Origin of the sequence: Streptomyces sp. T39 (assembly GCF_008042045.1) — a bacterium.
Lineage (GTDB): Bacteria > Actinomycetota > Actinomycetes > Streptomycetales > Streptomycetaceae > Streptomyces.
The window spans coordinates 783,428-805,195 of sequence record NZ_RDBP01000012.1; the positions used below are offsets into that span (position 1 = coordinate 783,428).

Consider the following 21,768-nt stretch of genomic DNA (forward strand, 5'->3'; position numbering starts at 1 on the left):
CGGGCAGGCCGGCCCGGCGGACGCTCTCGGGGGCGTGCCCGAGGACGTGCGGCGGTGGCTCGTCGAGCGTCGTCTCGTCGACGGCGGGGGGCGCCGCGTCGGCGCGCCCGAGCGCGCCCTGCACGAACTGGTCGCCGCGCAGGAGATCAAGGGCCGCTACATCGTCACCCTCGACGAGGGGGCCGACCCGGCGGGGCTGCTCAAGGCCCGGTCGCTGAAGGCCCGTCACGTGTACGAGGACGTCATCAACGGCTTCGCCGCCGACCTGACGTCCGCCCAGCTCGCCCGGCTGCGGGCGGACTCGCGGGTGGCCTCCATAGAGGAGGACCAGCGGATCGTCTCCACCGCCACCCAGTACAACGCCCCCTGGGGCCTGGACCGGATCGACCAGCGGAGCGGTCGCGACGGTTCGTACACGTACAACCGCAACGGCTCCGGGGTCACCGCGTACATCATCGACACCGGCATCGACACCGCGCACGCGGACTTCGGCGGCCGGGCCCGCAACGTCTTCGACGCGTTCGGCGGCAACGGCGCGGACTGCAACGGGCACGGCACCCATGTCGCGGGGACGGTCGGCGGGACCACCTACGGCGTGGCCAAGGGTGTCCAGCTGCGCGGTGTGCGGGTGCTGGACTGCCAGGGTTCCGGGTCCTACTCCGGCATCATCGCCGGCTTCGACTGGGTGCGGCAGAACGCCGTGAAGCCGGCCGTCGCCAACGCCTCGCTCGGCGGCGGCTACTCCTCGGCGATGAACAACGCCGCCACCGCGCTGGCGAACTCCGGTGTGCACCTGGCCGTGGCCGCGGGCAACGACAACCAGCCCGCCTGCAACTACTCGCCGGCCAGCGCTGCGGGCACCATCACGGCCGCCGCGTCGGACTCCTCCGACCGCAAGGCGAGCTTCAGCAATTACGGCGGCTGCGCCGACATCTACGCGCCCGGCGTGAGCATCACCTCCGCCCGTGCGGGCGGCGGCTCCACCTCGATGAGCGGCACCTCGATGGCGTCGCCGCACGTCTCCGGCGTGGCCGCCCTCTACAAGGCGGCGTACGGCGACGCGTCCAGCGCCACCGTCAACACCTGGCTGATCGACAACGCGACCGCCAACGTGATCGGCGGCAACGTGAGCGGGACGCCGAACCGGCTGCTGTTCAAGTCCACCCTCTGATCACACCCCCCGTGATCACGTCGTCCACCGTGTGATCCGGCGCAGAGGAGGCCCTGCGGGGCTGCCGGAGAAGCCCGGCCGGTTCAGGGGGCCGGCCGGGCGCCCGGCGTTCCGGGACGCCGTCGCCGTCCCGGGCGGTTCGGCGCGCATCCGTTCGCCGCTGATGACAGGCTGAAAAGGCGGATGTGCGCAGAATCCAGGAGAAAGCGACCACGAGATGATCACCACGGACTTCGTGCCCGGCCAGCCCTGCTGGATCGACCTGGGCGCCCCCGACGTCGAGGCGGCGGCCCGGTTCTACGGCGGCGTGTTCGGCTGGCAGGCCGAGTCGATGGGCGGCGGCGGCGACTACATGATGTTCCAGCTGGACGGGAAGACGGTGGCCGCGGTCGGGAAACTGACCGAGCAGGGCGCGCGCCCCGCCTGGATGGTCTACTACAACACCCCCGACATCGAGGCCACCGTCGAAGCCGTCGAGGAGGCGGGCGGCAGCGTGCGGACGCCCCCGTCGGAGGTCTCGGAGGAGGGCAGGTTCGCCCAGCTCACCGACCCGCAGGGCGCGCAGTTCGCGGTCTGGCAGCCGGGCGCCTATCCGGGCATCGGGGCCGCGGACGGCCCGGGCAGCCTGGGCTGGGTCGAGCTGATGACGACCGACTCGGCCGCCGCGCTGCGCTTCTACGGCAGCGTCTTCGGCTGGACCGGCCAGGACACCGAGCTCCCCGGCGGCGGCGGCACGTACACGATGATCACGCCGAAGGGCCAGCCGCCGGAGCGGATGTTCGGCGGGGTGATGGCCATGCCGGAGATGTTCGCATCGGGCGAGGCGAAGCCGTACTGGCACCCCGTCTTCGGCACCTCGGACTGCGACGCCACCGTCGCCCGGGTGCGCGAGGGCGGCGGCGCGATCCCGATGGGCCCGGAGGACGCGGAGGGCGTCGGCCGGCTGGCGGTCTGCACCGACCCCGCCGGTGCGGAGTTCGTCGTGCTGACCCCCGCCCCGCCGGCCCCGGACGCGCCGGGAGCCTGACCCGGCGGGCTCGCGCGCACGATCGGGACGCGAGCCCCCGGGACACCCGGCCGCGCGGTGGGCTCAGAACCAGCCCTCGGCCGCCTTGTAGGCGATGCCGTCCAGGATGTCGTGCTCGCTGACGACGACCTCGCGGGCGCCGGTCCGCTGCATGATCGTGAGCAGCACCAGCGCCCCGGCCTGGATGACGTCCACCCGGCCGGGGTGCATGACCCCGAGCGCCGCACGCTCGTCGTGGGTCGCGCCCAGCAGCATCGTGGTGATCTCCTCGACCCGCTCGTAGGAGATCCGCGCGTGGTGGATGCGCTCGGAGTCGTAGGCGTCGAGGCCGAGTGCGATCCCGGCGACGGTGGTCACGGAACCCGCCAGGCCGACGAGGGTGCCGGCCGTGGTGATCGGGACGGTCTCGGCCGCCAGGTCGAGCGCCGCCTCGATGTCCGCGCGGATCGCGGCGATCTGCCCGGGCGTCGCGGGGCTGTCCGGCGCGTGGCGCTCGGTCAGCCGCACGCAGCCGATGTCGACGGAGCGGGCGGCCCGCGCGTGCTCCTCGCCGACGACGAACTCGGTCGAGCCGCCGCCGATGTCGACGACCAGGTACGGGGTGGCCAGGTCGGTCCGGCCCGCCAGCGACCGGGTGGCGCCGGTGAAGGAGAACTCGGCCTCCCGGTCGCCGGTGACGACCTCCGGCTCGACGCCCAGGATGTCGAGCACCCCGCTCACGAACTCGTCGCGGTTCTCCGCGTCGCGGGAGGCGGAGGTGGCGACGAAGCGCACGGTCTCGGCGCCCAGCTCCTTGATCACCTGTGCGTACGCGCGGCAGGCGGCGAAGGTGCGTTCCAGCGCCTCGGGGGCGAGGCGGCCGGTGCGGTCGACGCCCTGGCCGAGCCGGACGATGGTCATCCGGCGGTCGAGGTCGACGAGGCTCCCGGTGTCGGGGTCCACGTCGGCGACGAGCAGGCGGATGGAGTTCGTGCCGCAGTCGACGGCGGCGACGCGGGTCACGCGGACTCCTCCCCGGTGGCGCAGCCGGTGACGCAGGGGCCCTTGCGCCACCACTCGGGCAGCATGGAGATCGCCTCGTCGCCCAGCGGGTTCACCCCGGGGCCGGCCGCGAGCGCGTGGCCGACGAGCACGTGCAGGCACTTGACCCGGTCCGGCATGCCGCCGGCGCTGGGGAAGCCCTGGAGCACCTCGACGGCGTCGCGGCGGGCGATGTAGTCCTCGTGGGCCGCCCGGTAGGCGGCGGCCAGCTCCGGGTCGGTGGCCAGCCGGCCCTGCATCTCCTTCATGACGCCGTTGGCCTCCAGCGTGCCGATCGCGGACGCGGCACGCGGGCAGGTCAGGTAGTACAGCGTCGGGAAGGGCGTCCCGTCCGGCAGGCGGGGGGCGGTCTCGACGACGTCCGGCTGTCCGCAGGGGCAGCGGTGCGCGATGGCGCGCAGTCCGCGCGGAGGCCGGCCGAGCTGCTCCTCGAACGCGGCGATGTCCGCGTCGGTCGGCTCGGTGTGCTCGGTGGTGGGAGGAGGGGTTTCCATGCCTGCCTTGATGCTGTGTTCGCTGTCGGGATGCGGTGTCCGCCGTCGGACGGCGGTGGTGCGGGCGGGGCGCTACTCGCGGTCGGCCTCGTCGACGCCGTTCCACACGTTGGAGTACCAGGGCCGGTCGGCCGCGCCGTCGTCCTCGCGGCGTTCCTCCGCCGCTTCGGGGTCGATCACGGTGTAGCCGGTCTCGCCCGGGAAGACGTAGTGCAGGTGCTCGCGGGCGAGCCGCCGGACGTACATGTCGTCCTGGAGGCGGGCCTTCTCGTCCCGGAGGCGCTCGACCTCGTCACGGGCCTCCTCCATGAGGCGTTCCTGCTCGGCGATCTCCGCGCGCTGGGAGACGTACTGCCGTATCGGGTAGGCGAGGGCGACGACCAGGGAGCAGACGACCAGGGCGAGGAAGGCGGCCCGGCCGGTGAGCCGGGACCGGCGCGCCTGGCGGCGGTTCTGGGACCGGTAGACGCGGGCCGCGGTCTGCTCGCCGAGCAGCCGGAGCCTGGTCGCGGTGGAGAACCGGTCCTGGTCCCCGGGCGGCCTGCGTGCCATGGTCTCGCCTCCCCGTTACGCGCGTACGTCCCCGGACACGGTACGGGACCGCGGCCGGGGACGTACGGAGGCGGGGGCGTGGGCCCTCGCCGTGGGCCGGTGGGCTCAGCCCTCGAAGCGGAACCGCGGGAAGGCGGAGCGGCCCGCGTACACCGCGGCGTCGTCGAGGATCTCCTCGATGCGCAGCAGCTGGTTGTACTTGGCGACGCGCTCGGAGCGGGCCGGGGCACCGGTCTTGATCTGGCCGCAGTTGGTGGCGACGGCCAGGTCGGCGATGGTGACGTCCTCGGTCTCGCCGGAGCGGTGGGACATCATGCACTTGAAGCCGTTGCGCTGGGCGAGCTCGACGGCGTCCAGGGTCTCGGTCAGCGAGCCGATCTGGTTGACCTTGACGAGCAGGGCGTTGGCGGCGCCGTCCTCGATGCCGCGGGCCAGGCGCTCCGGGTTGGTGACGAAGAGGTCGTCGCCGACGATCTGCACCTTGGTGCCGAGCTTGTCGGTGAGGACCTTCCAGCCGGCCCAGTCGTCCTCGAACAGCGGGTCCTCGATGGAGACCAGCGGGTAGGAGGCGACGAGCTCCTCGTAGTACTCGGTCATCTCGGCGGCCGAGCGGGACTTGCCCTCGAACTCGTAGACGCCGTCCTTGTAGAACTCGGACGCGGCCACGTCGAGCGCCAGGGCGATGTCCTTGCCCGGGGCGTAGCCGGCCTCCTTGATGGCCTCGAGGATGAGGTCGAGGGCGGCACGGTTGGAGTCGAGGTTCGGCGCGAAGCCGCCCTCGTCGCCGAGACCGGTGGACAGGCCCTTGGTCTTCAGCACCTTCTTCAGGGTGTGGTAGACCTCGGTGCCCCAGCGCAGGGCCTCGGAGAAGGACTCCGCACCGATGGGGGCGATCATGAACTCCTGGATGTCCACGTTGGAGTCGGCGTGCGAGCCGCCGTTCAGGATGTTCATCATCGGAACGGGCAGCAGGTGCGCGTTCGGGCCGCCCAGGTAGCGGAAGAGCGGGAGGTCGGACGCCTCGGAGGCGGCGTGCGCGACGGCGAGGGAGACGCCGAGGATGGCGTTGGCGCCGAGCGAGGACTTGTCCGGGGTGGCGTCCAGGTCGAACATCGCCTGGTCGATCAGCCGCTGCTCGGTGGCGTCGTAGCCGACGAGCTCCGGGCCGATCTGCTCGATGACGGCGAGGACGGCCTTCTCGACACCCTTGCCCTGGTAGCGGTTCTGGTCACCGTCGCGGAGCTCGAGAGCCTCGAACGCACCGGTGGAGGCGCCGGACGGAACAGCAGCACGACCCGTGCTGCCGTCGTCGAGGCCAACCTCGACCTCGACCGTGGGGTTGCCTCGGGAGTCGAGGATTTCCCGGGCTACGACGACGTCGATGGACGGCACGAGCATCTCCTTCTGGGATGTGACGCGAGAAAAGTGCAGAGGTCTGCTTGGCCTTGCGACAAGAGCCTAACCGGCGCGACGGCGTACGCCGGGCCGATGCCCGCCCCCTGGGACGAAAAAGGGCGTCAAGACCCTCGCGAGGGGACAAACCCCCAGCTTCTACCCGACGGTAACCGGGGTGGGGTCCGGCCGGGCCGGACCCCACCCCGGTTACCGTGGCCAGCAGCTCCACCTGAGCTGACCCCCGGCCCCAACCTCCCGGCCCGGCGCCTTCGGGGGAAGMGGGCGCCGGGCCGGGAGGTTGGGGCCGGGGGTCAGCTCAGGTGGAGCTGCTGGCCCGGGTGGATGACGTCGGCGTCCTCGACGACGTCCTTGTTCAGTTCGAACAGCTTCTTCCAGCCGCCCTCGACCTTCTCGGCCGTCGCGATCGAGCTGAGGGTGTCGCCGGACTTCACCTTGTACTCGCCGTCGCCCTTCGTGAAGCTCTTGGCCTCGGCGGACTTCTTCGGCGCGGGGGCCTCGGCCCGCTCGGAGCGGGTGGTCGGGGCCTCGGCGCGCTTCGGGGCGGGCTGCTCGGCGGCGCCGCCGTCGTAGGAGGCGCTGGAGAGGCCGACGCCGCAGCTCGGCCAGGCGCCCTTGCCCTGCCCGGCGAGGACCTTCTCGGCGACGGCTATCTGCTGGGCCTTGGAGGCCTGGTCGGCGGTGGACGCGTACGCGGTGCCGCCGTAGGCGGCCCAGGTGGAGGCGGAGAACTGCAGGCCGCCGTAGTAGCCGTTGCCCGTGTTGATGGACCAGTCGCCACCGGACTCGCACTGGGCGACCTTGTCCCACTCGGAGGCGGTCGCGGCCGAGGCGGAGCCGGCCCCCAGGAGCGGGGCGGCGATGGCGGCGCCGGTGACGCCGGCGAGCGCGGCGACGCGGGCGATCCTGGACGGGCGACGGTGCTTGGCAATGCCGGAACGCAGCATGAACGTACTCCTCACCGACGCCTGCGAGGTGAGCTGTCGGGTTCGGGCCGGAAAAGTTGCCCGGCCGCGCGACCTTGCGCGCGGCTCCACCCCTAGCCGTCACCGGCGTCCTTCTCGGACGGCCGGGGCCGGCACCTACCTGGGTCCCCCGCTCCTGCCTTCGGCGCTGTTCGAGCGTCGACATTCCCCCCGACCGACGGCAGGATTCGGCGTTTCGGTCAGCGGTGCCCGCGGTGGCGAGCGATTCGACCGTAAACACACCGCTCCCCGATGTTCAAAGACGAACATCGGGGAGAATTCGGACGAACCGCCGCTCGCCTCGGGGGTGTTTCCGCAGGTCGTGGCCGAGATGACCGAAATCGGCTGCCGAAAAGGGCCAGTTGCGGCAAAGAGACCCTTGTCTCACTCGCACAGAACGGACATTTACTGGCGAACCGACCGGCTGAACTACTCCTGCTCCAGGCCGAGATCGAGGCTCTGACCGGGCAGGATGAGGTCGGGGTCGTCGCCTACGGTCGTCTCGTTGGCCTGGTAGAGAGCGGACCAGCCGCCGGGGACCTCCCGCTCGCCGGCGATGGTCCAGAGGCTGTCGCCGGCCTGCACCGTGTACGACCCGGCCGGAGCGGCATCCGTCACGCCGTCGCGTGCCGATCCGTCACCTCGCGAGGCATGACGACCGTTTTCGCGCTCCTTGTCCGCAATCTCCGATTCCGTCGCCTCGGAGTCCTCGCGGGCGGGCTCGCCCCGGTGCTTGCCCGTGGCGCCGTCGGCCGGCTCGGGCGACTCCTCCTCGGCCCCGGACGCCTTCTGGCCGTCGGCGGCGGAGCCGTCGGACGCGTCGGGGGCGGGCCGGGTACCGGCGGGCTTCGTGGCCTCGGGACTCCGCGCCCCGTCCTCCTCCGGCGTCGCGCCGGCCCCGGACTCCCGCTCGGGCACGGTGTCGCCCTTGGTGGTGTCCTGCGGGTCCGCGCTCGCGTCCGGCTCCGGCGTCAGCAGGTCCTCGGGCAGGCCGCCCGGGTCCACGCCGCTGTCGGAGCCGTCGTCCACCAGGCCGGCGACGATCGAGCACGCCTGCCACGCCTCGGGCCCGCGGGCGTCGAGCACCTTCTCCGCGACGGCGATCTGCTGCGAGCGGCTCGCGAGGTCCGCGCTCGGCGCGTACGCGGTGCCCCCGAAGCTCTCCCACGCCTCCTGGGAGAGCTGGAGGCCGCCGTAGTAGCCGTTGTCGGTGTCGATGGACCAGTTGCCGCCGGACTCGCACTCGGCGACCCGGTCCCAGGTGGCGGCGTCGGCCGCGGACGCGGAGCCCGCGCCGAGCAGCGGGATGGCGATGGCCGATCCGGTCACCCCCGCCGCGACGACGATGGCCGGTGCCTGGCGGGGGCGGCGGTGACGTCCGTTCCCGGAGCGCATGCGGTTGCCTTTCGCGTGACTACTGAGGACCGTGCGGCCTGCTGTTGCCTGCCGGGTCGACGGTGAACGTAGCGGTATTCGAACGTGAGTCACAAGTCGATGCAGCAGAGATCACGTGAAGATCACATTTCTGACGGCTCGTCAGCCGGAGAGGGGGGTGAACTCAACGGGCAGAGCACGCAATCCGCGCATGATGAGCCCGCCCCGCCAGCGCAGATCGTCCGGATCCACCGCAAGCCGCAGATCCGGCGCACGCCTCAGCAGCGTGGCGAGAGCCGTCTGCCCCTCCAGCCGGGCGAGCGGCGCGCCGAGGCAGTAGTGGATGCCGTGCCCGTACCCCAGATGCTGGTTGTCGGCGCGGGACAGGTCGAGGGTGTCCGGGTCGGCGAACCGCGCCGGGTCCCGGTCCGCGGCGGCGAGAACCACCAGCACGGGGTCCCCGGCGGCGATCCGCTGCCCCCCGACGGTGAGCGGCTCGGTGGCGAAACGCCACGTGGCCAGCTCCACCGGCCCGTCGTAGCGCAGGAGTTCCTCCACCCCGGTCTCCAGCAGACCGCGCTCGCCCGCGGCGAGCGAGGACTGGAGCCGTTCGCGCTGAACGGGATGGCGCAGCAGCGCGTACACACCGTTGCCGATGAGGTTGACCGTCGTCTCGAAGCCCGCGAACAGAAGGATGAACGCCATCGCCGCGGCCTCGTTCTCGGTGAGGTGCTCACCGTGGTCCGAGGCCCGGATGAGACCGGAGATCAGGTCGTCGCCGGGCTGCTCGCGCTTGCGGTGGATCAGCTCGGCGAGATAGCCGCGCATCTTCTTCACCGAGCGGGCCACACCGCCGCGCGGGCCTCCGCCGTGCCGGATCATCATCCCGGCCCAGTCGCGGAAGTCGTCCTGGTCCTCGGGCGGGACGCCGAGCAGGTCGCAGATGGCGTAGATGGGGAGCGGGAAGGCGAACTCGTGGATGAGGTCCGCGCTCCCCTTCGCCGCGAAGCCGTCGATCAGCCGGTCCGTCAGCTCCTGCACCCGCGGCGCGAACTCGGCCACCCGGCGCGGGGTGAACGCCTTCGACACCAGCCGCCGCAGCCGGGTGTGGTCCGGCGGGTCGATGTTCAGCAGGTGGGTCATCAGCTCGGCCTTGCGCTCACCGGGGATGCCGGTCCTGCCCCGGGCGTGCGCGGGCTCGTCGTGGTGCGCGGGGTTCTTGGACAGCCGCTGGTCGGCGAGGGCCTGCCGGGCGTCCGCGTACCGCGTGACCAGCCAGGCCTCCACCCCGGACGGCAGCGTGGTGCGGTGCACGGGCGCGTGCTCCCGCAGCCAGGCGTAGGCGGGGTAGGGGTCGGTGGCGAACTCCCAGGTGAAGAGTTCGGGGGCGGCGGTGTGCGGGTCTTCCGGGGCGTTCACCCCCCGACGGTATCCGGACCGCCGGGTCATCACGCCGGGGTGTCCGGACCGCCGCGCCCCTCCTCCGGGGTGTCCGGACCGCCGCGCCCCTCCTCCGGGGTGTCCGCACCGCCGGATCCCTCGGCCGGGGTGTCCGCACCGCCGAGCCCCTCCGCCGCGCGGACGGCGTCCCGGTAGACGCGGGCGGCGGCACGCAGGGCCGCCTCCGGGTCGGCGCCGTCCGCCTCCGCGCGCACGGCGAGGGCGAGGAGTTCGTAGCCGATGCCCTCCCCGGCCGGCGGCCGCACCGGCAGGCCCGCCGTACGGACCCGGGAGGCGAGCTTGGCCGCGAGCGCCAGGCCGGGCTGACCGAGGGGCACACCGTCGGTGACGGACTCCCGCTGCTTCTCGATCGCCTTGGTGCGCAGCCAGTGGGCCTTGACCTCCTCCGGGGTCTCGGCCCTCTCGTCGCCGAAGACGTGCGGATGCCGGTGGATCAGCTTCTCGACGATCGTGGCGGCCACGTCGTCCACGGAGAAGGGCTCGTCGGCGTCCTCCTCGGCGATCCGGGCGTGGAAGACGACCTGGAGCAGAACGTCCCCCAGTTCCTCGCGCAGCTCGGTGCGGTCGCCGTCCTCGATGGCCTCGACGAGTTCGTACGCCTCCTCGATGCCGTACTTGGCGAGCCCCTTGTGCGTCTGCCGGGACGACCAGGGGCACTCGCGGCGGATGCGGTCCATGACCTCGACCAGGTCGAGCAGACGGGCGCCCGGCAGGTCGTACGAGCCGGGCAGCAGCTCCAGGTCCGGCATGGCGACGCGCCCCGAGCCGCCGAGGCGGGCCAGGCCGTCGGTCAGCGCCGACTCCCCGGCGCCGGAGGTGACGACCACGGCCGTCCGCCCGCCCGCGCAGGCGGCGACCAGCTCCTCGGCGCCGGGCACGCGGGGCTCCACGGTGACGCCCGCCTCCCGCAGGTACGGCAGCTGCGGATGCGCGTCGTCCGCGCAGAGCACCAGGTCGGCGGTGCGCAGCACCTGCCAGGCGGGCCAGGACAGCAGCCCCGGGGCCACCCGGTGGCTGGCGGTGAGGAGGACGATTCGGCCGGCGTCGACGGATGCTTCTTCGGTCACCCGTCGAACCTATCGCGGCGGCCCGGCTGCTCAGGCGCCGGCCGGGACGGGCTCCTCCTCCTTGGTGACCTGCGTGATCCAGGGCGCCTTGTAGGCGCCGAGCTCCAGCTTGGCGTCGTCCCAGGTGCCGTAGCGCGGGTTCACATCGATGTCGAGCGCCTTCGCGGCGGCGGTGAAGGCGTCGTTCATCTTCTGCTGGCCCTCCGGGGTGTTGCCCGCGCCGATGGCCTCGGCGATCTTGCCCACCAGGACGTCGCGGCGGACCACGTCGTCGAGCTGGTCGGGGGCGACACCGCGCTGCTGGAGGTACATGGCGGCCATCTGCTCGTCGCCGCCGGACTGCTGGGCCAGCGCGGCCCTGGCCGCCTGGATCTCCTTGCGGCTGACGCTCACGCCCGCGTCGTCGGCGGCCTTGGCCACGACCCGGTCGACGATCAGGTCGTAGAGCTTGGCGCGGCCGAGCCGGCCGGTGTCCTTGATCAGCTGGGCCGCCTGTTCCGACGACTGCTGCGCGTCGCGCACGTCCTCGACCTGGGCCTGCACGGTGGAGACCTCGATGCGCTGGCCGCCGACGACGGCGGCGGCCCCGGGGCGGGCCTCGCTTCCGCAGGCGGCGAGGAGCGGCACGGCGGCGACGAGGGCTGCGGAGAGGGTGAGCGCGGTGCGACGGCGGCGGTGCAAAGGAGCCTCCCGGGGCGAGATTGTGCATCGGTGCACAAGGCCTTGCGGTGATCGATGGTAGGCAGTCGGAGTGGCGTGGGCCACTGATTCGCCAAACGATTCGCCAGGCGGTCGGATGCGGGCGGGCCCGCGGGGCGGGCGTCAGCCGCGCCCGGCCCCCCGCTTCCGTCGCCGGCCCGCCAGTTGCGCCCGGTAGTAGGCGAAACGTCCTTCGTCCGGATCCGCGATCTCCAGGACGTCCAGCGCCGCCTCCGTGTCGCCGGAGACCGCCTCGGCGTACAGCTGCCAGATCCCCTCGCGGACCGCCTCCAGACAGGCCTCGTCCAGGTCGGGCCGCCCGGCCCGGACCTCGCTGATGTGCGACTCACCCGCCACCAGGAACTCCAGCATCCCGAGCAGATGGCCCCTCACCTGTGGCAGGAGGTCGCCGGCCAGTGCGGCGAGCACCACCGGAACGGCGTGCGGCGCCACCTCGAACAGCATGGACTGCTCTTCCAGATGGCCCGCGAGCCCGTGGCCCACGGTCTCCTCCTGGCTACCCGCGGTCAGCAGCCGTTCGAAGGTGCCGGGGAGGTGGGCGCCGCTCCCGCCGCACCCGCAGCGCAGCGCGGCCCAGTCGTGCCGGCCCAGTTCGAGCCGCCAGGCCGTCACCTGCGCCGGCCGATCATCCACGGGCCCTTCGGGTCGTAGAGCACGCCCTCGACGAAGTTCTCCGGCGGGTAGATCCCCTGGCACACTTCGCAGATCTCCTTCTCCTGCAGTACCTTGCCGAGCCCGTCCCCGACGTCCTCCCGCCGTACGGCCCGGGTGAAGACGACGTCCTCGGCGTCCCACCCGGTGTGGCCGAGGATGTTGGGCTCGGCGCAGCTCCCGTTGCCCGAGCAGCCTACGGCGATGTCGCCGGACTGCCGGTGGACGGCGGCGGTGTAGGTCCGGGACTTGGCCTTTCCGGTCGCCCCGCGGGCGGCTTCGTCGCGCAGGCCGGTGGCCTCGGAGATCCGCTCGTCGAGGCTCCCGCCGCCCGCGGACCGGTGGACGGTGATCGTCGGCTTGAAGCTTCCCTGCTTGCCCCGCGTTCCGGTGCCGCAGTTGTGGACCAGTGCCGTGGCGGCGCCGGAGGCGACCACGTAGGTGTGGGCCGAGTCCACGGTCAGGTTGTGGACCGTCGCGTGGGCGGTCCAGGCGTGGACGGAGTCGATCTGGACCCAGGTGCCGCCGCCGGTGCGGAGCCACTGGCCGGGTTCGAGGTCGCCGGCCTTCAGCCAGCGGTCGAGCGAGGCGACCCAGAACGGGTGGCCCTCGGTGGCCGTGAGGGTGTCGGTGGCGTCGCCCGCAGGGCCGTCGGTGTCGAGGGTGAGGCGGACGAGGTGCTTCTCGCCGCTGCCCTCGATGGTGGCGGTGACCTCCCGGCCCGAGGTGTCGCCGGTGGTCGGGTCGGTGGCGAGGACCTCGTCGCCCGCCTCGACCTTCTCAATCGGTTTGCGGCTGCCGTCGCCCATCACCACCTCGGTGCCGGGGACGAAGCTGTTGCCCGCGAGATCGGCGGCGAGGGACGCGCAGTCGACGGCCGACTCGATCCGGTCGGTGACGTCCTCGACACGGCCCGCGGCCTCCGCGACGTCGTCCGCGTACTTCGCCGCCTTCGACGCCATCCGGCCGGCCTTCGCCGCCCTGACCACGCCCGCCCCCGCGCCGCCGAGCGCCGCGCCCGCGACGGTGGCGACGGCCCAGGCGCAGGCCTCCATGTCGCCCTTGGTGACGCAGTTCTTGATGTCGTTGTAGCCGGTGACCTCGGCGACGACGTTGCCGACCGTCTTCGCGCCCTCCCAGACGGCACCCCAGTCGACGGCCTCGGTGACCGTCTCGACGACCGCGCCGACCTGCTCGACGACGGCTTCGCGGATGGCGTCGGTCGCCTTCGCGACGTCGGCGATCACGTCGCGTGCCGCGCCGACGACGATCGCCGGGAGGTTCGGGTCGGCGGTGACGACGGCCTTGGCGACGGCGACCAGCGGTTTCGCCGCGGCCACGATGTCGGGTATCGGGTTGTGCCTGGCCACGAAGGCCGCCGCCTCGCGGGCCTTGCGGGTCACCGCCCTGCGTGCCTCGTGGTACATCCGCCGGGCCTCGGCGGCCTTCTCCCGCGCCCATTCCGTCGCGGCGCGCTTGGCCCCCTTGGCGACCCGGACCCCGGCGTCGACCACCGCCTTCAGGCCGGACTTGCGGTAGACGTAGGCGGCGGCCCGGCCGACGTAGTGCATCGCCCGCTTGAAGGCGGCGACCGGGTGGCGGACGGTGTGGACGACGGCCTTCACGATCGTCTTGGCGGTCTTGACCGCCGCCCGGACGTACTTGTTGCTCTTGACCTTCTTGACGACCTTGTTCCAGGTCTTCTTGCACCAGCCGCAGCTCGGCCAGTGGCCGTCGGGGTCGGTGTAGTCCATCGGCGAACCCGCGCCGTAGGTGTACCGGTTGGCGAGGACCGAGGCGCCCGAGGCGTAGGTGTAGGAGTCGCGGGAGTCGAAGACGCCGGTCGCCGGGTCGTACCACCGGGCGCCCATGTTGACCTGGTCGGTCTCGGGGTCGGTCCAGTCGCCCTGGTAGCCCGCGTTGCCGGTGGTGTCGCCGCCCTCGGCGACCCGGCCGAACGGGTCGTAGGAGACGGAGGAGTTCAGGGAGCCGGCCGTGCCGTCGGTGGCGGACAGGTCGCCGACGACGTCGCCGTGCTTGTCGGTGACGGTGAGCTGGGCGTCGCCGGTGCCCTGGGCCACCGACAGGAGTTCGTCGGACGCGCCGCGCCCGTAGGTGGAGTCGTTGTCCTCGACCGGGTCGGGGGCGAAGCCGGCGTAGGCGAAGTCCGCCCCGTTACGGGTGGCGACCCGGTCGAGGGAGTCGTAGGTGTACTCGGTGCCCGCCTCGCCCGCCTTCGTCATCCGGTCGAACGCGTCGAAGGTGAAGTCCTCGGTGAGCCCGGAGCTGGTGCGGGTGGCGAGGGTGCCGCGGGGGGTGTGGTCGTAGGTGTGGTCGCCGTCGGACAGCAGGCGGTTGCGCTCGTCGTAGACGGCCTCCTTGTCGCCGTTGCGGACGCGGTTCCCGCTGTCGTCCCAGGCGTAGGCCGTGCTCTCGCCACCGGGTGCGGTCCAGGAGGTGAGCCGGCCGGCGTCGTCGTAGCCGTAGGTGTTCTCGCCGGCTCCGGCGGTGCCGACGGTCTTCTTCGAGGTGAGGTGGTCGTCGGTGTCGTAGCCGTAGTCGGCCGAGGTGATCACGCCGCCGCCGGAGGCGGTGACGGTGTCGGTGTCGAGCCGGCCGAGGTCGTCGTAGGTGAAGGTCCGCTTCTGGCCGGCCCCGTAGCCGACCTCCTTCAGCACCCCGGACCCGTCGTAGCGGTAGGTCTGCGCCGCGCCGGTGAGGGGGTCCGTCGCCGAGGTGAGCTGCTGCTTGACGTAGCCGAACGAGGCGGTGCCCGCGGCGTCGGTGCGGCCGGTGAGCTGCCCGTCCGCGTTGTACTCGTACGTCGCGTCCCCGGACGGTCCGGCCGCCTTCTGCAGCAGCCCGCGGTCGTCGTAGGCGTAGGTGTCCTCGCCCCGCGGTGAGACGGCCTTGGTGAGGCGGCCCGCCGGGTCGTAGGAGAACGACTTCTCGGGGGTGGCGACCTCGGCGCCGCTGCCGGTCTCGCGCACGAGCTGCCCGGCCTTGTCGTACTCGCGTTCGCGGACGACCCCGCCGGGGGCGGTCAGCTTCACGGCCTGCCCCCTCGCGTCGTAGGCGGTGGTCCAGGTCCGCGCCCCGGGGGCGGGATCGCGCGCGGTGGACGGTTCGGTCACCGACTCGGGGAGGCCGAGCGTGTTGGTCGTGTAGACGGTGCTGTTGCCGCGTCCGTCGGTGTAGCGGGTGCGGTTGCCGAGCGCGTCGTAGCCGAAGGACGTGGTGATCGACTCGGTGGCGGAGACCGGTTCGGTCTGGCTGGTGAGCCGGCGCAGCGCGTCGTAGGCGTAGGTGGTGGTGCGGCCGAGCGGGTCGGTGGAGGAGGTCAGGTTGCCGGCGGTGTCGTAGCCGTAGGTGACCTTGCGGAGCTGGCTGCCGGCGGCGTCGAGGTCGGCGTCCTGGAGGAGCCGGCCCATGGCGTCGTACAGCTTGGCGGTGGTACGGCCGAGGCCGTCGGTGCGGCGGACCTCCCGGCCGGTCATGTCGTAGCCGAACTGGTCGACCACGCCGCCGGGGTCGGTCGTCCGGGTCAGTTGGCCGAGGGCGTCGTAGGTGTAGGAGGAGACCCCGCCGCCGGGGGCGGTCTGCTTCACGACGTTGCCCGCGTCGTCGTACTCGTGGCGGGTGGTGAACGCGGCCGGGAGGGGTGTGCGCTCGATCTGCGTGGTGGTGACCGGCCGGTCCAGGTCGTCGTAGGTGGTCTCCGCGCGTGCCCCGTTGGGGTCGGTGACGGAGAGGATCTCGCCGGTGCGGGTGTAGGTGTACGTCCACTGCGCGCGGCCGTCGCCGGTGCCGACGGGGACGTCCCTGACCATCAGGCGGTTCTGGCGGTCGTAGGTGTACCGGGTGACGCGGCCGAGCGGGTCGGTGGACTCGGTGACGTTGCCGAGCGCGTCGTAGGCGTTCCTCGTGGTCGGGGTGACCGGGGCGGTGGCGCCGGGGGCGGTGTACGCGGGCGCGGAGGCGGTCAGCACCCGGCCGAGGCGGTCGTAGGTGGTGCGATTGGTGTTGCCGAGCGCGTCCACGGACTCGGTGACGGCTCCGAAGGTGTCGTAGCCGACCCAGGTGGTGGGGCGTGCCTCGGTGGCGGCGGAACCGTTCGACTCGGTCCGCACGGCGGGCGCGACGCTGGAGAGCGAGCGGCCGAGTTCGTCGTAGGTGTACTCGGTGGTGGCCCCGCCCGGCTCGGTGCGGGAGGTGATCAGGCCGCGCTGGTCGTAGGTGGAGGTGGTGGTGCTGGTCTCGGTGCCGTTCTGGACGATCTCCTGCCGGGCGTTGCCGGCGTCGTCGTAGACGAAGCGGACGGTCTCGGGCGTGACGGAGGTCGGCCAGGGCACGTTGGACGGCGCGCCGCTGGAGGCGGTGGTCTCCACGTTGCCGGCGAGGTCGTAGGTCCAGGTGGTGCGGCGGGCGAGTCCGCCGGGGTCGACGACCTCGGAGGTGGTGCGGCCGACGGAGTCGTAGGTGTACTCGGTGCGCAGCCGGCCGTTCGCGGTCGTCTCGCTGAGGACGTTGCCGGCGCCGTCGTAGGTGTTGGACTCGATGACGAGGTCGCGCCTGCTGCCGTCGGGGTCGCGGAAGTCCTCGAGGGTGACGGACTTGACGAGATCGTCGCCGTAGTACGCGTAGACGATGCTGCGGCCCATCGCGTCGGTGTGCCGCGCGACCCGTCCGCCCCGGTCGTAGGCGTACGACTGGAGCACGGTGTGGTCGTCGTCGCCGCCGTCGTCGTCCCAGTCGCGCAGCCGGGTCTCGGCCATCATGCCGCGGGCGGTGTACAGGTACTCGAACCGGTTGCCGTTCGCGTCGACCATCGACGTCTTGTTGCCGAGGGCGTCGTAGGTGTAGCCGGTCTCGCTGCCCTCGGCGTCGACGACCCGCTCGGGGCGGCCGTGGTCGTCCATCTCGAAGGTCATCACCCGGGGGGCGTCGCCGCCGAGGAGATCGGACACCTCGGTGCGGACGGTGTTGCCGTCGGCGTCGTAGGAGGTGGTGGTCCGCTGCTGGTGCCGGGCGAGGGTGACGGCGTTGGTGGCGGCCGGGTCGGTGGTGGACACCAGCCGCGACAGCTTGTCGTAGGCGAAGGTGGTGGTGACGCCGGCGGGCAGGGCGTCGGAGACGGTGGTCTCCGTCAGTTTGCGGCCGAGGGTGTCGTAGGTGAACTTCGTGACCAGGCCGGACGGTTCGGTGATCCGGGCGAGGTCGCCGGCCTTGAAATACTGGTAGCGGGTGACCTTGCCCCGCGGGTCGGTCGTCGTCGCCGGGAGCCCGGTGGGGGTGTTGCCGCCGTCGAGGGCCGGTTCGGCGCCGGTGGTCCAGGTGTGGCGGACGCTGCCGCCGTCGGGCGAGGTCTGCTGGGTGAGCTGGCCGTTCGCGTTGTACTGGTACTGGGTGCGGTAGCGGTTGTCCGCCGGGCCGGACGAGCGGCCGTCACGGGTCTCGGACGGCTGGTCGGCCCGCAGGTCGAGGTCGCCGGCCGGTGCGGGGTAGGTGGTGTACGCGGTCTGGCAGTCGCCGGCCGAGCGGCAGGTGGTGCGGCTGGTGACGTTGCCGCGGTCGTCGTGGCCGAGGGTGACCTTGTCGCCGTTCTCGCTGACGATGCCGGTCTGGAAACCGTTGTCGTCGTACTCGAAGAGGCGGATGGCGACGCCGTCGGCGGGGTGCCGGACGAAGTCGGGCTCGCTGCCGCCGTCGCCGGGCGGGTCGGTGCAGAAGGCGGGGTCGCCCGGGTCGGGCTCGGTGCAGACCTCACCGGGCGGTTCGCTGCCCGAGGGGCTGGGCGTGGGCGAGGTCTCCCGGGCGCCGAGGCCCATCGGCTCGCCGTAGCGCAGCAGGCGGGAGGTGAGGCCGTCGTACTCGTAGAAGTAGGGGGAGCCGACGGGGTCCTGGACCTCGACCGTGCGGCGCAGGTCCTTGTCGTCGCCGAAGACCGCGGGGGCGCCGATCCGCCAGGTGCCGCCGTTGCGGTCGGTGTACTCCTCGACCCGGTCACGGGCGGTGTCGTACACGACCTCGGAAGCGGTGCGCCCGGACGGCAGCGTCGTCTTCGTCAGCACGTCGGCGGCGCGGGTGCCCTCGCGGTGGTGGGCGGCGACCGCGCCGGCGCCGAGGGGGTGGTGGTAGACGGCGACGTCGTCGACGGTGCCCGCGAACGAGCGGGCGCCGGCCGACCCCCAGCCGGGCCAGGCGGCGGGTGTCGTGGCGTGGGCGGCGCCGATCTGGTTGAAGGTGAGGCCGGTGGCGGTGATCTGCTTGCCGGTGAGGGTGCCGGAGAGCTTGCCGTCGAGGTAGAGGGACTGGGTGGAGCCGGACACCGAGAGCACGGCGTGGTGCCACTGGCCGTCGTTGACGTTCTTGGTGATGTCGGTGATCGGGGAGACGGAACCGGTCCAGAACTGGCCGCGCAGCTTGCCGTCGCTGCCGACGTAGAGGGCGGGCACACCGGTGCCGGGCGCGGTGCCCCACGCCTTGTCCTGGTAGCCGATCAGCGGGCCGCCCGCGCCGGTGGCGGGGGTCTTGAACCAGACCTCGACGGCCGCGTCGCGGCTCTTCTTGAGCGTGCCGGCCGGCAGATCGACCCGGGAGGTGGTGCCGTTGAACGTGGCGGCGGTGCCCGGGTCCCCGGCGACGGCCCCGGCCGCGCCGAGCACCGTGCCGCTGTGGGTGCCGCGGTCCTTGCCGAGGTTGGCCTCCATGGCGCTGTTCGCGGCCGTGCCCTCGTCCTCGCCGAGCTTCCAGTACGAGGCGGGGCGCGAGTCGAGGACGGTGGTGGCGTAGTGGCTGCCGGCGCCGTATCCGTACCGGGTGCAGCCGCCCTCCGGATCGCAGACGGAGTCCAGCCGGTCGCCGGTGTAGGTGTACGTCCAGCTCAGCGGTGCCCCGTCGACGGCGTTGGTGGACACCCGGGTGACGTGGGCCCCGGTCCAGGTGAAGGTGAGGGAACGGCCGCTGCGGGTGTGGGTCGCGGTCTGGATCCTGCCGCCGGACCAGGTGTGGGTGACGGTGTTGGAGGCGTTGTCCGTGATCCTCGCGAGCAGACCGGTGGTGGAGAAGTCGTAGGACGTGCCGGACTTGTCCTGCAGACGGTAGGTGTTCGCCGTGGTGTCGTGGGTCAGCTTGGCGTACCTGCCGGGCGGCGGGGCGAACGTCCCGTCGGGGTTCCTGCCGAAGCGGACGTCCTGCCCGTCGGGGTAGCGCACGACCACGTTCCCGGAGCCGTCGTCGTCGGGGGTGAGCCGCATGTCGTAGCGGGTCGTCCAGCCGGCGCCGAAGGCGAGGTCGCGACGCGGGTCGAGGCTGTTGTACGTGCGCAGCAGGGTCAGTTCCGGACCGACGGTGGTGAGCGAGGCGTCGACGGCGGCGGAGGTGAAGTTGCCGGCGTTCGGGTCGAACTCCCTGCCCTCGGCCTCGGACAGCCGGGAGGTGATCTTGGGCTGCGGCACCGCGGCGACGAGGGCGACCTGCGTGGTGGGCACCTCGTTGGAGGCGTCCTTCACGAAGCCGCGCCACAGATAGGTGGTGCCCCATGTCAGGCGGCCCGCGGGCACCGGGAAGGCGGACGACGTCTGGTACGCGGAGGTCGTGCAGGCCGTGGGCCTGCCGTCCTTGTCCGATTCACAGATCTCGAACCGGTACTGGAGCGCCGATCCCGGCGGGGCGTCGATGTCGACACCGCTCGCCCACAACTGGGGGGTGAGCGTCTGCGCCTGGTAGCCGTTCGGCGGGAACTGCTCCTTGACGACGGGGGCGATGTCGAAGACCTGGAGGGTGAGCCGGCCCGGCGGCACCTGTTCGTCGGTGAACACCTTGCCGCCGGTACGGACCATGGTGAAGTCCAGCAGGTACGTGCCGGGCGGGAGTTTTCTGATCGTGGCGTCGACGGTGGCCTTCTGCCCGTACGCGACGTTTCCGGCGAGGTTCGCGCTGCGCTGCTGGGTGACCAGCTTGCCCTTGGCGTCGTAGGCCCGGTAGGCGAGGTAGTAGGTGGCCGGCGTCCAGGTCTCGCCGCCCTTGTTGGTGACCGAGACCTTGATCTTCCCGTCCTGGTTCTGGAGCACCGGCGGATCGGGGACGGGCTTGGGGAAGGCGTAGGAGGCGCCGTACGGGGAGTGGGTGACGAACAGCTTGGGCGGGTTGGCCGTGGAGTGGCCGGTGAACCGCTTGAAGGAGAGCGGGTCGGTGGGCGAGGCGCGCAGCGAGAGGCCGTGGTTGGCCTGGGTGCCGTCGACCCAGCGCTGGACGAGGTCGCGCCCGCCCTTGCCGAGGTCGAACAGCTCGCCGGCGGCGGGGCAGGAGGAGCCGGACTGGCCGAGGGCCACGTGTCCGTAGGCGAACGACTTCGAGGCGAGCGCGCCGCCGACAGCGGGCCCCGGGTAGGCGGTGCCGGTGCCCGCGGTCCATGACCCGGTCACCGGGTGGACGGAGACGGAGCGCGGCTTGCAGGACGCCGCGTCGTAGTTCACCAACTGGAGCTGGGCGCCGAGGATCCGGTGATGGCGCAGTTCCTCGTCGAGGCCGGGAAAGCCGAGGAACGAGTAGGTGGCACCGGTGGGGCTCCGGCCCACCTGCAGTTCGCTGCCGCCGACGACGGAGGGGCCGCCGTCGCGGACGTACAGGGAGGTGGAGGCGGCGGTGGTGTCGACGGACGGATCGACGCGGACGGGGAAGACACGGGCGGGGTCGGCGAGCCAGTCCCGGTCGGCGCGGACCCGCAGCACCTGCCGGCCGTCGCGCTCGACGAGGCTGTAGCCGACGGCGTGCGAGACGCCGCCCGCGGCGTCCTCCATGAACCCGGCCGGGACGACGGCCCTGATGCGCCCGCCGGCGTCGCGGAGGACGACGGCGCCGTTCTCGGTCCGGGCGGTGAGGCCGTCGAGGACGAGCGGGAAGTCGTACACGGCGGGCGCGTCCGCGGACGTGAGGACGAGGGTCTCCTTGACGCCGCCGGCCAGCGAGTCCAGCCAGAGGTCCGTTCCCGGCAGGACGTCCCGGTAGGAGACCCGGGCCCCCCGTGCGGTGCCGTCGGCGGGCGCCGCGCCGTCCAGGGACCAGCCGAAGGACCCGCCGGAGGGCAGGGCGACGGAGACGAGCGCCGCCGCGTCGGCCCGGCCGGCGATGCGCAGGTCCATGGAGTCGGCCCGGTTGGCCCAGCCGTCGCCGGCGCCGGTCAGGGAGGCGTCGATCGGCAGCCAGTCGCCCTTCCCGTCGCGGTAGTGGACGGGGGTGGTGGAGACCTCGCTGGTGCGGGTGCCGTCCGCGTTGGCCCAGGTGCGGCTGCGGGCGTCGCGCTCGGCGACGATCTCCCTGCTGGTCCCGCGGTCGAAGCCGGTGACCGCGGGGGCGGGCGCCCGCGACACCTCGACGGTGTTGCGGGCGGCGGCGGGACGGGCCGTTCCCGGCTGTGCCAGCGGGTACCTGGCGCGCAGCGAGCGCGGGGCCGTGGTGTTGGCCCGTCCGCCCGCGGTGTGCCCGAGCCCCTCGGCGCTGCCCCAGCGCTGGCCCGGGCCCTCGGCGGCGGCGGGCGGCCCGGGGACGTAGGGGAAGCCCACGCCCGCGACGGCGAGCGAGCCGACGGCCAGGACCAGGGCGAGGGCGGCGCCCACGGCCCGCGCCCAGCGGCTGTGCCGCAGGCGGGTCGTCAGGACGCGACGCGCGATTCTCCGGTACGCAGGCACGGACCCCCCAAGTGCCGACTGGATGAGACCAGTTGATGGTGAGGATCTTGTGACCTGCGTGTCGAGGGAGGCACAGCATGTTCATGTACCCGTCAATTGCGCACGCTCGCTGTTCATGGGAGCGCTACCGCCTCGTTCACCGG

The 21,768-nt window shown here is 72.6% G+C and carries 13 protein-coding genes and 1 riboswitch; of the genes, 2 read left to right on the forward strand and 11 right to left on the reverse strand.

Annotation, left to right across the window (positions count from 1 at the left end; genetic code table 11):
- Positions 1-46 precede the first annotated feature (46 nt).
- Both EAO77_RS04400 and EAO77_RS04405 read left to right on the forward strand, forming a co-directional pair.
- Positions 47-1,171: a S8 family peptidase gene (locus tag EAO77_RS04400; RefSeq protein ID WP_261993956.1), complete on the forward strand. Its 1,125-nt coding sequence runs from the start codon at positions 47-49 to the stop codon at positions 1,169-1,171.
- A gap of 217 nt (positions 1,172-1,388) precedes the next feature.
- Complete coding sequence (locus EAO77_RS04405) at positions 1,389-2,198, forward strand: VOC family protein (protein WP_147986798.1); 810 nt, start codon at positions 1,389-1,391, stop codon at positions 2,196-2,198.
- Positions 2,199-2,261: 63 nt separating this feature from the next.
- Here the strand turns inward: EAO77_RS04405 and EAO77_RS04410 are convergent, their stop codons facing one another.
- From EAO77_RS04410 to EAO77_RS04460, 11 genes are all read right to left on the reverse strand, one after another.
- Positions 2,262-3,200 carry a Ppx/GppA phosphatase family protein gene (locus EAO77_RS04410; protein ID WP_147986799.1) on the reverse strand — a complete coding sequence of 313 codons (939 nt, stop codon included), beginning with the start codon at positions 3,198-3,200 and terminating at the stop codon, positions 2,262-2,264.
- Positions 3,197-3,733: a DUF501 domain-containing protein gene (locus EAO77_RS04415; RefSeq protein WP_147986800.1), complete on the reverse strand. Its 537-nt coding sequence runs from the start codon at positions 3,731-3,733 to the stop codon at positions 3,197-3,199. Before EAO77_RS04415 ends, EAO77_RS04410 begins: the two co-directional genes overlap by 4 nt.
- A gap of 72 nt (positions 3,734-3,805) precedes the next feature.
- Positions 3,806-4,285 (reverse strand): FtsB family cell division protein, encoded by a 480-nt coding sequence (locus EAO77_RS04420; RefSeq protein WP_147986801.1) that lies wholly within the window; start codon positions 4,283-4,285, stop codon positions 3,806-3,808.
- A 105-nt stretch (positions 4,286-4,390) separates the two neighbouring features.
- On the reverse strand, positions 4,391-5,683 hold the full coding sequence (gene eno / locus EAO77_RS04425) for a phosphopyruvate hydratase (RefSeq protein WP_187283113.1): 1,293 nt from the start codon (positions 5,681-5,683) through the stop codon (positions 4,391-4,393).
- Between the two features lie 308 nt (positions 5,684-5,991).
- Positions 5,992-6,645, reverse strand: a complete 654-nt coding sequence (locus EAO77_RS04430; RefSeq protein ID WP_147986803.1) for a transglycosylase family protein — start codon at positions 6,643-6,645, stop codon at positions 5,992-5,994.
- Between the two features lie 3 nt (positions 6,646-6,648).
- Positions 6,649-6,821: riboswitch (cyclic di-AMP (ydaO/yuaA leader) on the reverse strand.
- Positions 6,822-7,092: 271 nt separating this feature from the next.
- Positions 7,093-8,058, reverse strand: coding sequence for a transglycosylase family protein (locus tag EAO77_RS04435; protein ID WP_147986804.1), 966 nt, complete (start codon positions 8,056-8,058; stop codon positions 7,093-7,095).
- A gap of 141 nt (positions 8,059-8,199) precedes the next feature.
- Positions 8,200-9,486, reverse strand: a complete 1,287-nt coding sequence (locus EAO77_RS04440; RefSeq protein ID WP_187283114.1) for a cytochrome P450 family protein — start codon at positions 9,484-9,486, stop codon at positions 8,200-8,202.
- On the reverse strand, positions 9,486-10,565 hold the full coding sequence (locus tag EAO77_RS04445) for a nucleoside triphosphate pyrophosphohydrolase (protein WP_147986806.1): 1,080 nt from the start codon (positions 10,563-10,565) through the stop codon (positions 9,486-9,488). The genes EAO77_RS04440 and EAO77_RS04445 overlap by 1 nt, the downstream gene beginning before the upstream one ends.
- A 30-nt stretch (positions 10,566-10,595) precedes the next feature.
- Positions 10,596-11,246 carry a SurA N-terminal domain-containing protein gene (locus tag EAO77_RS04450; protein WP_147986807.1) on the reverse strand — a complete coding sequence of 217 codons (651 nt, stop codon included), beginning with the start codon at positions 11,244-11,246 and terminating at the stop codon, positions 10,596-10,598.
- A 141-nt stretch (positions 11,247-11,387) separates the two neighbouring features.
- Complete coding sequence (locus tag EAO77_RS04455) at positions 11,388-11,918, reverse strand: hypothetical protein (RefSeq protein ID WP_147986808.1); 531 nt, start codon at positions 11,916-11,918, stop codon at positions 11,388-11,390.
- Positions 11,894-21,625, reverse strand: coding sequence for a LamG-like jellyroll fold domain-containing protein (locus EAO77_RS04460; RefSeq protein ID WP_147986809.1), 9,732 nt, complete (start codon positions 21,623-21,625; stop codon positions 11,894-11,896). Before EAO77_RS04460 ends, EAO77_RS04455 begins: the two co-directional genes overlap by 25 nt.
- Between the last annotated feature and the right edge of the window lie 143 nt (positions 21,626-21,768).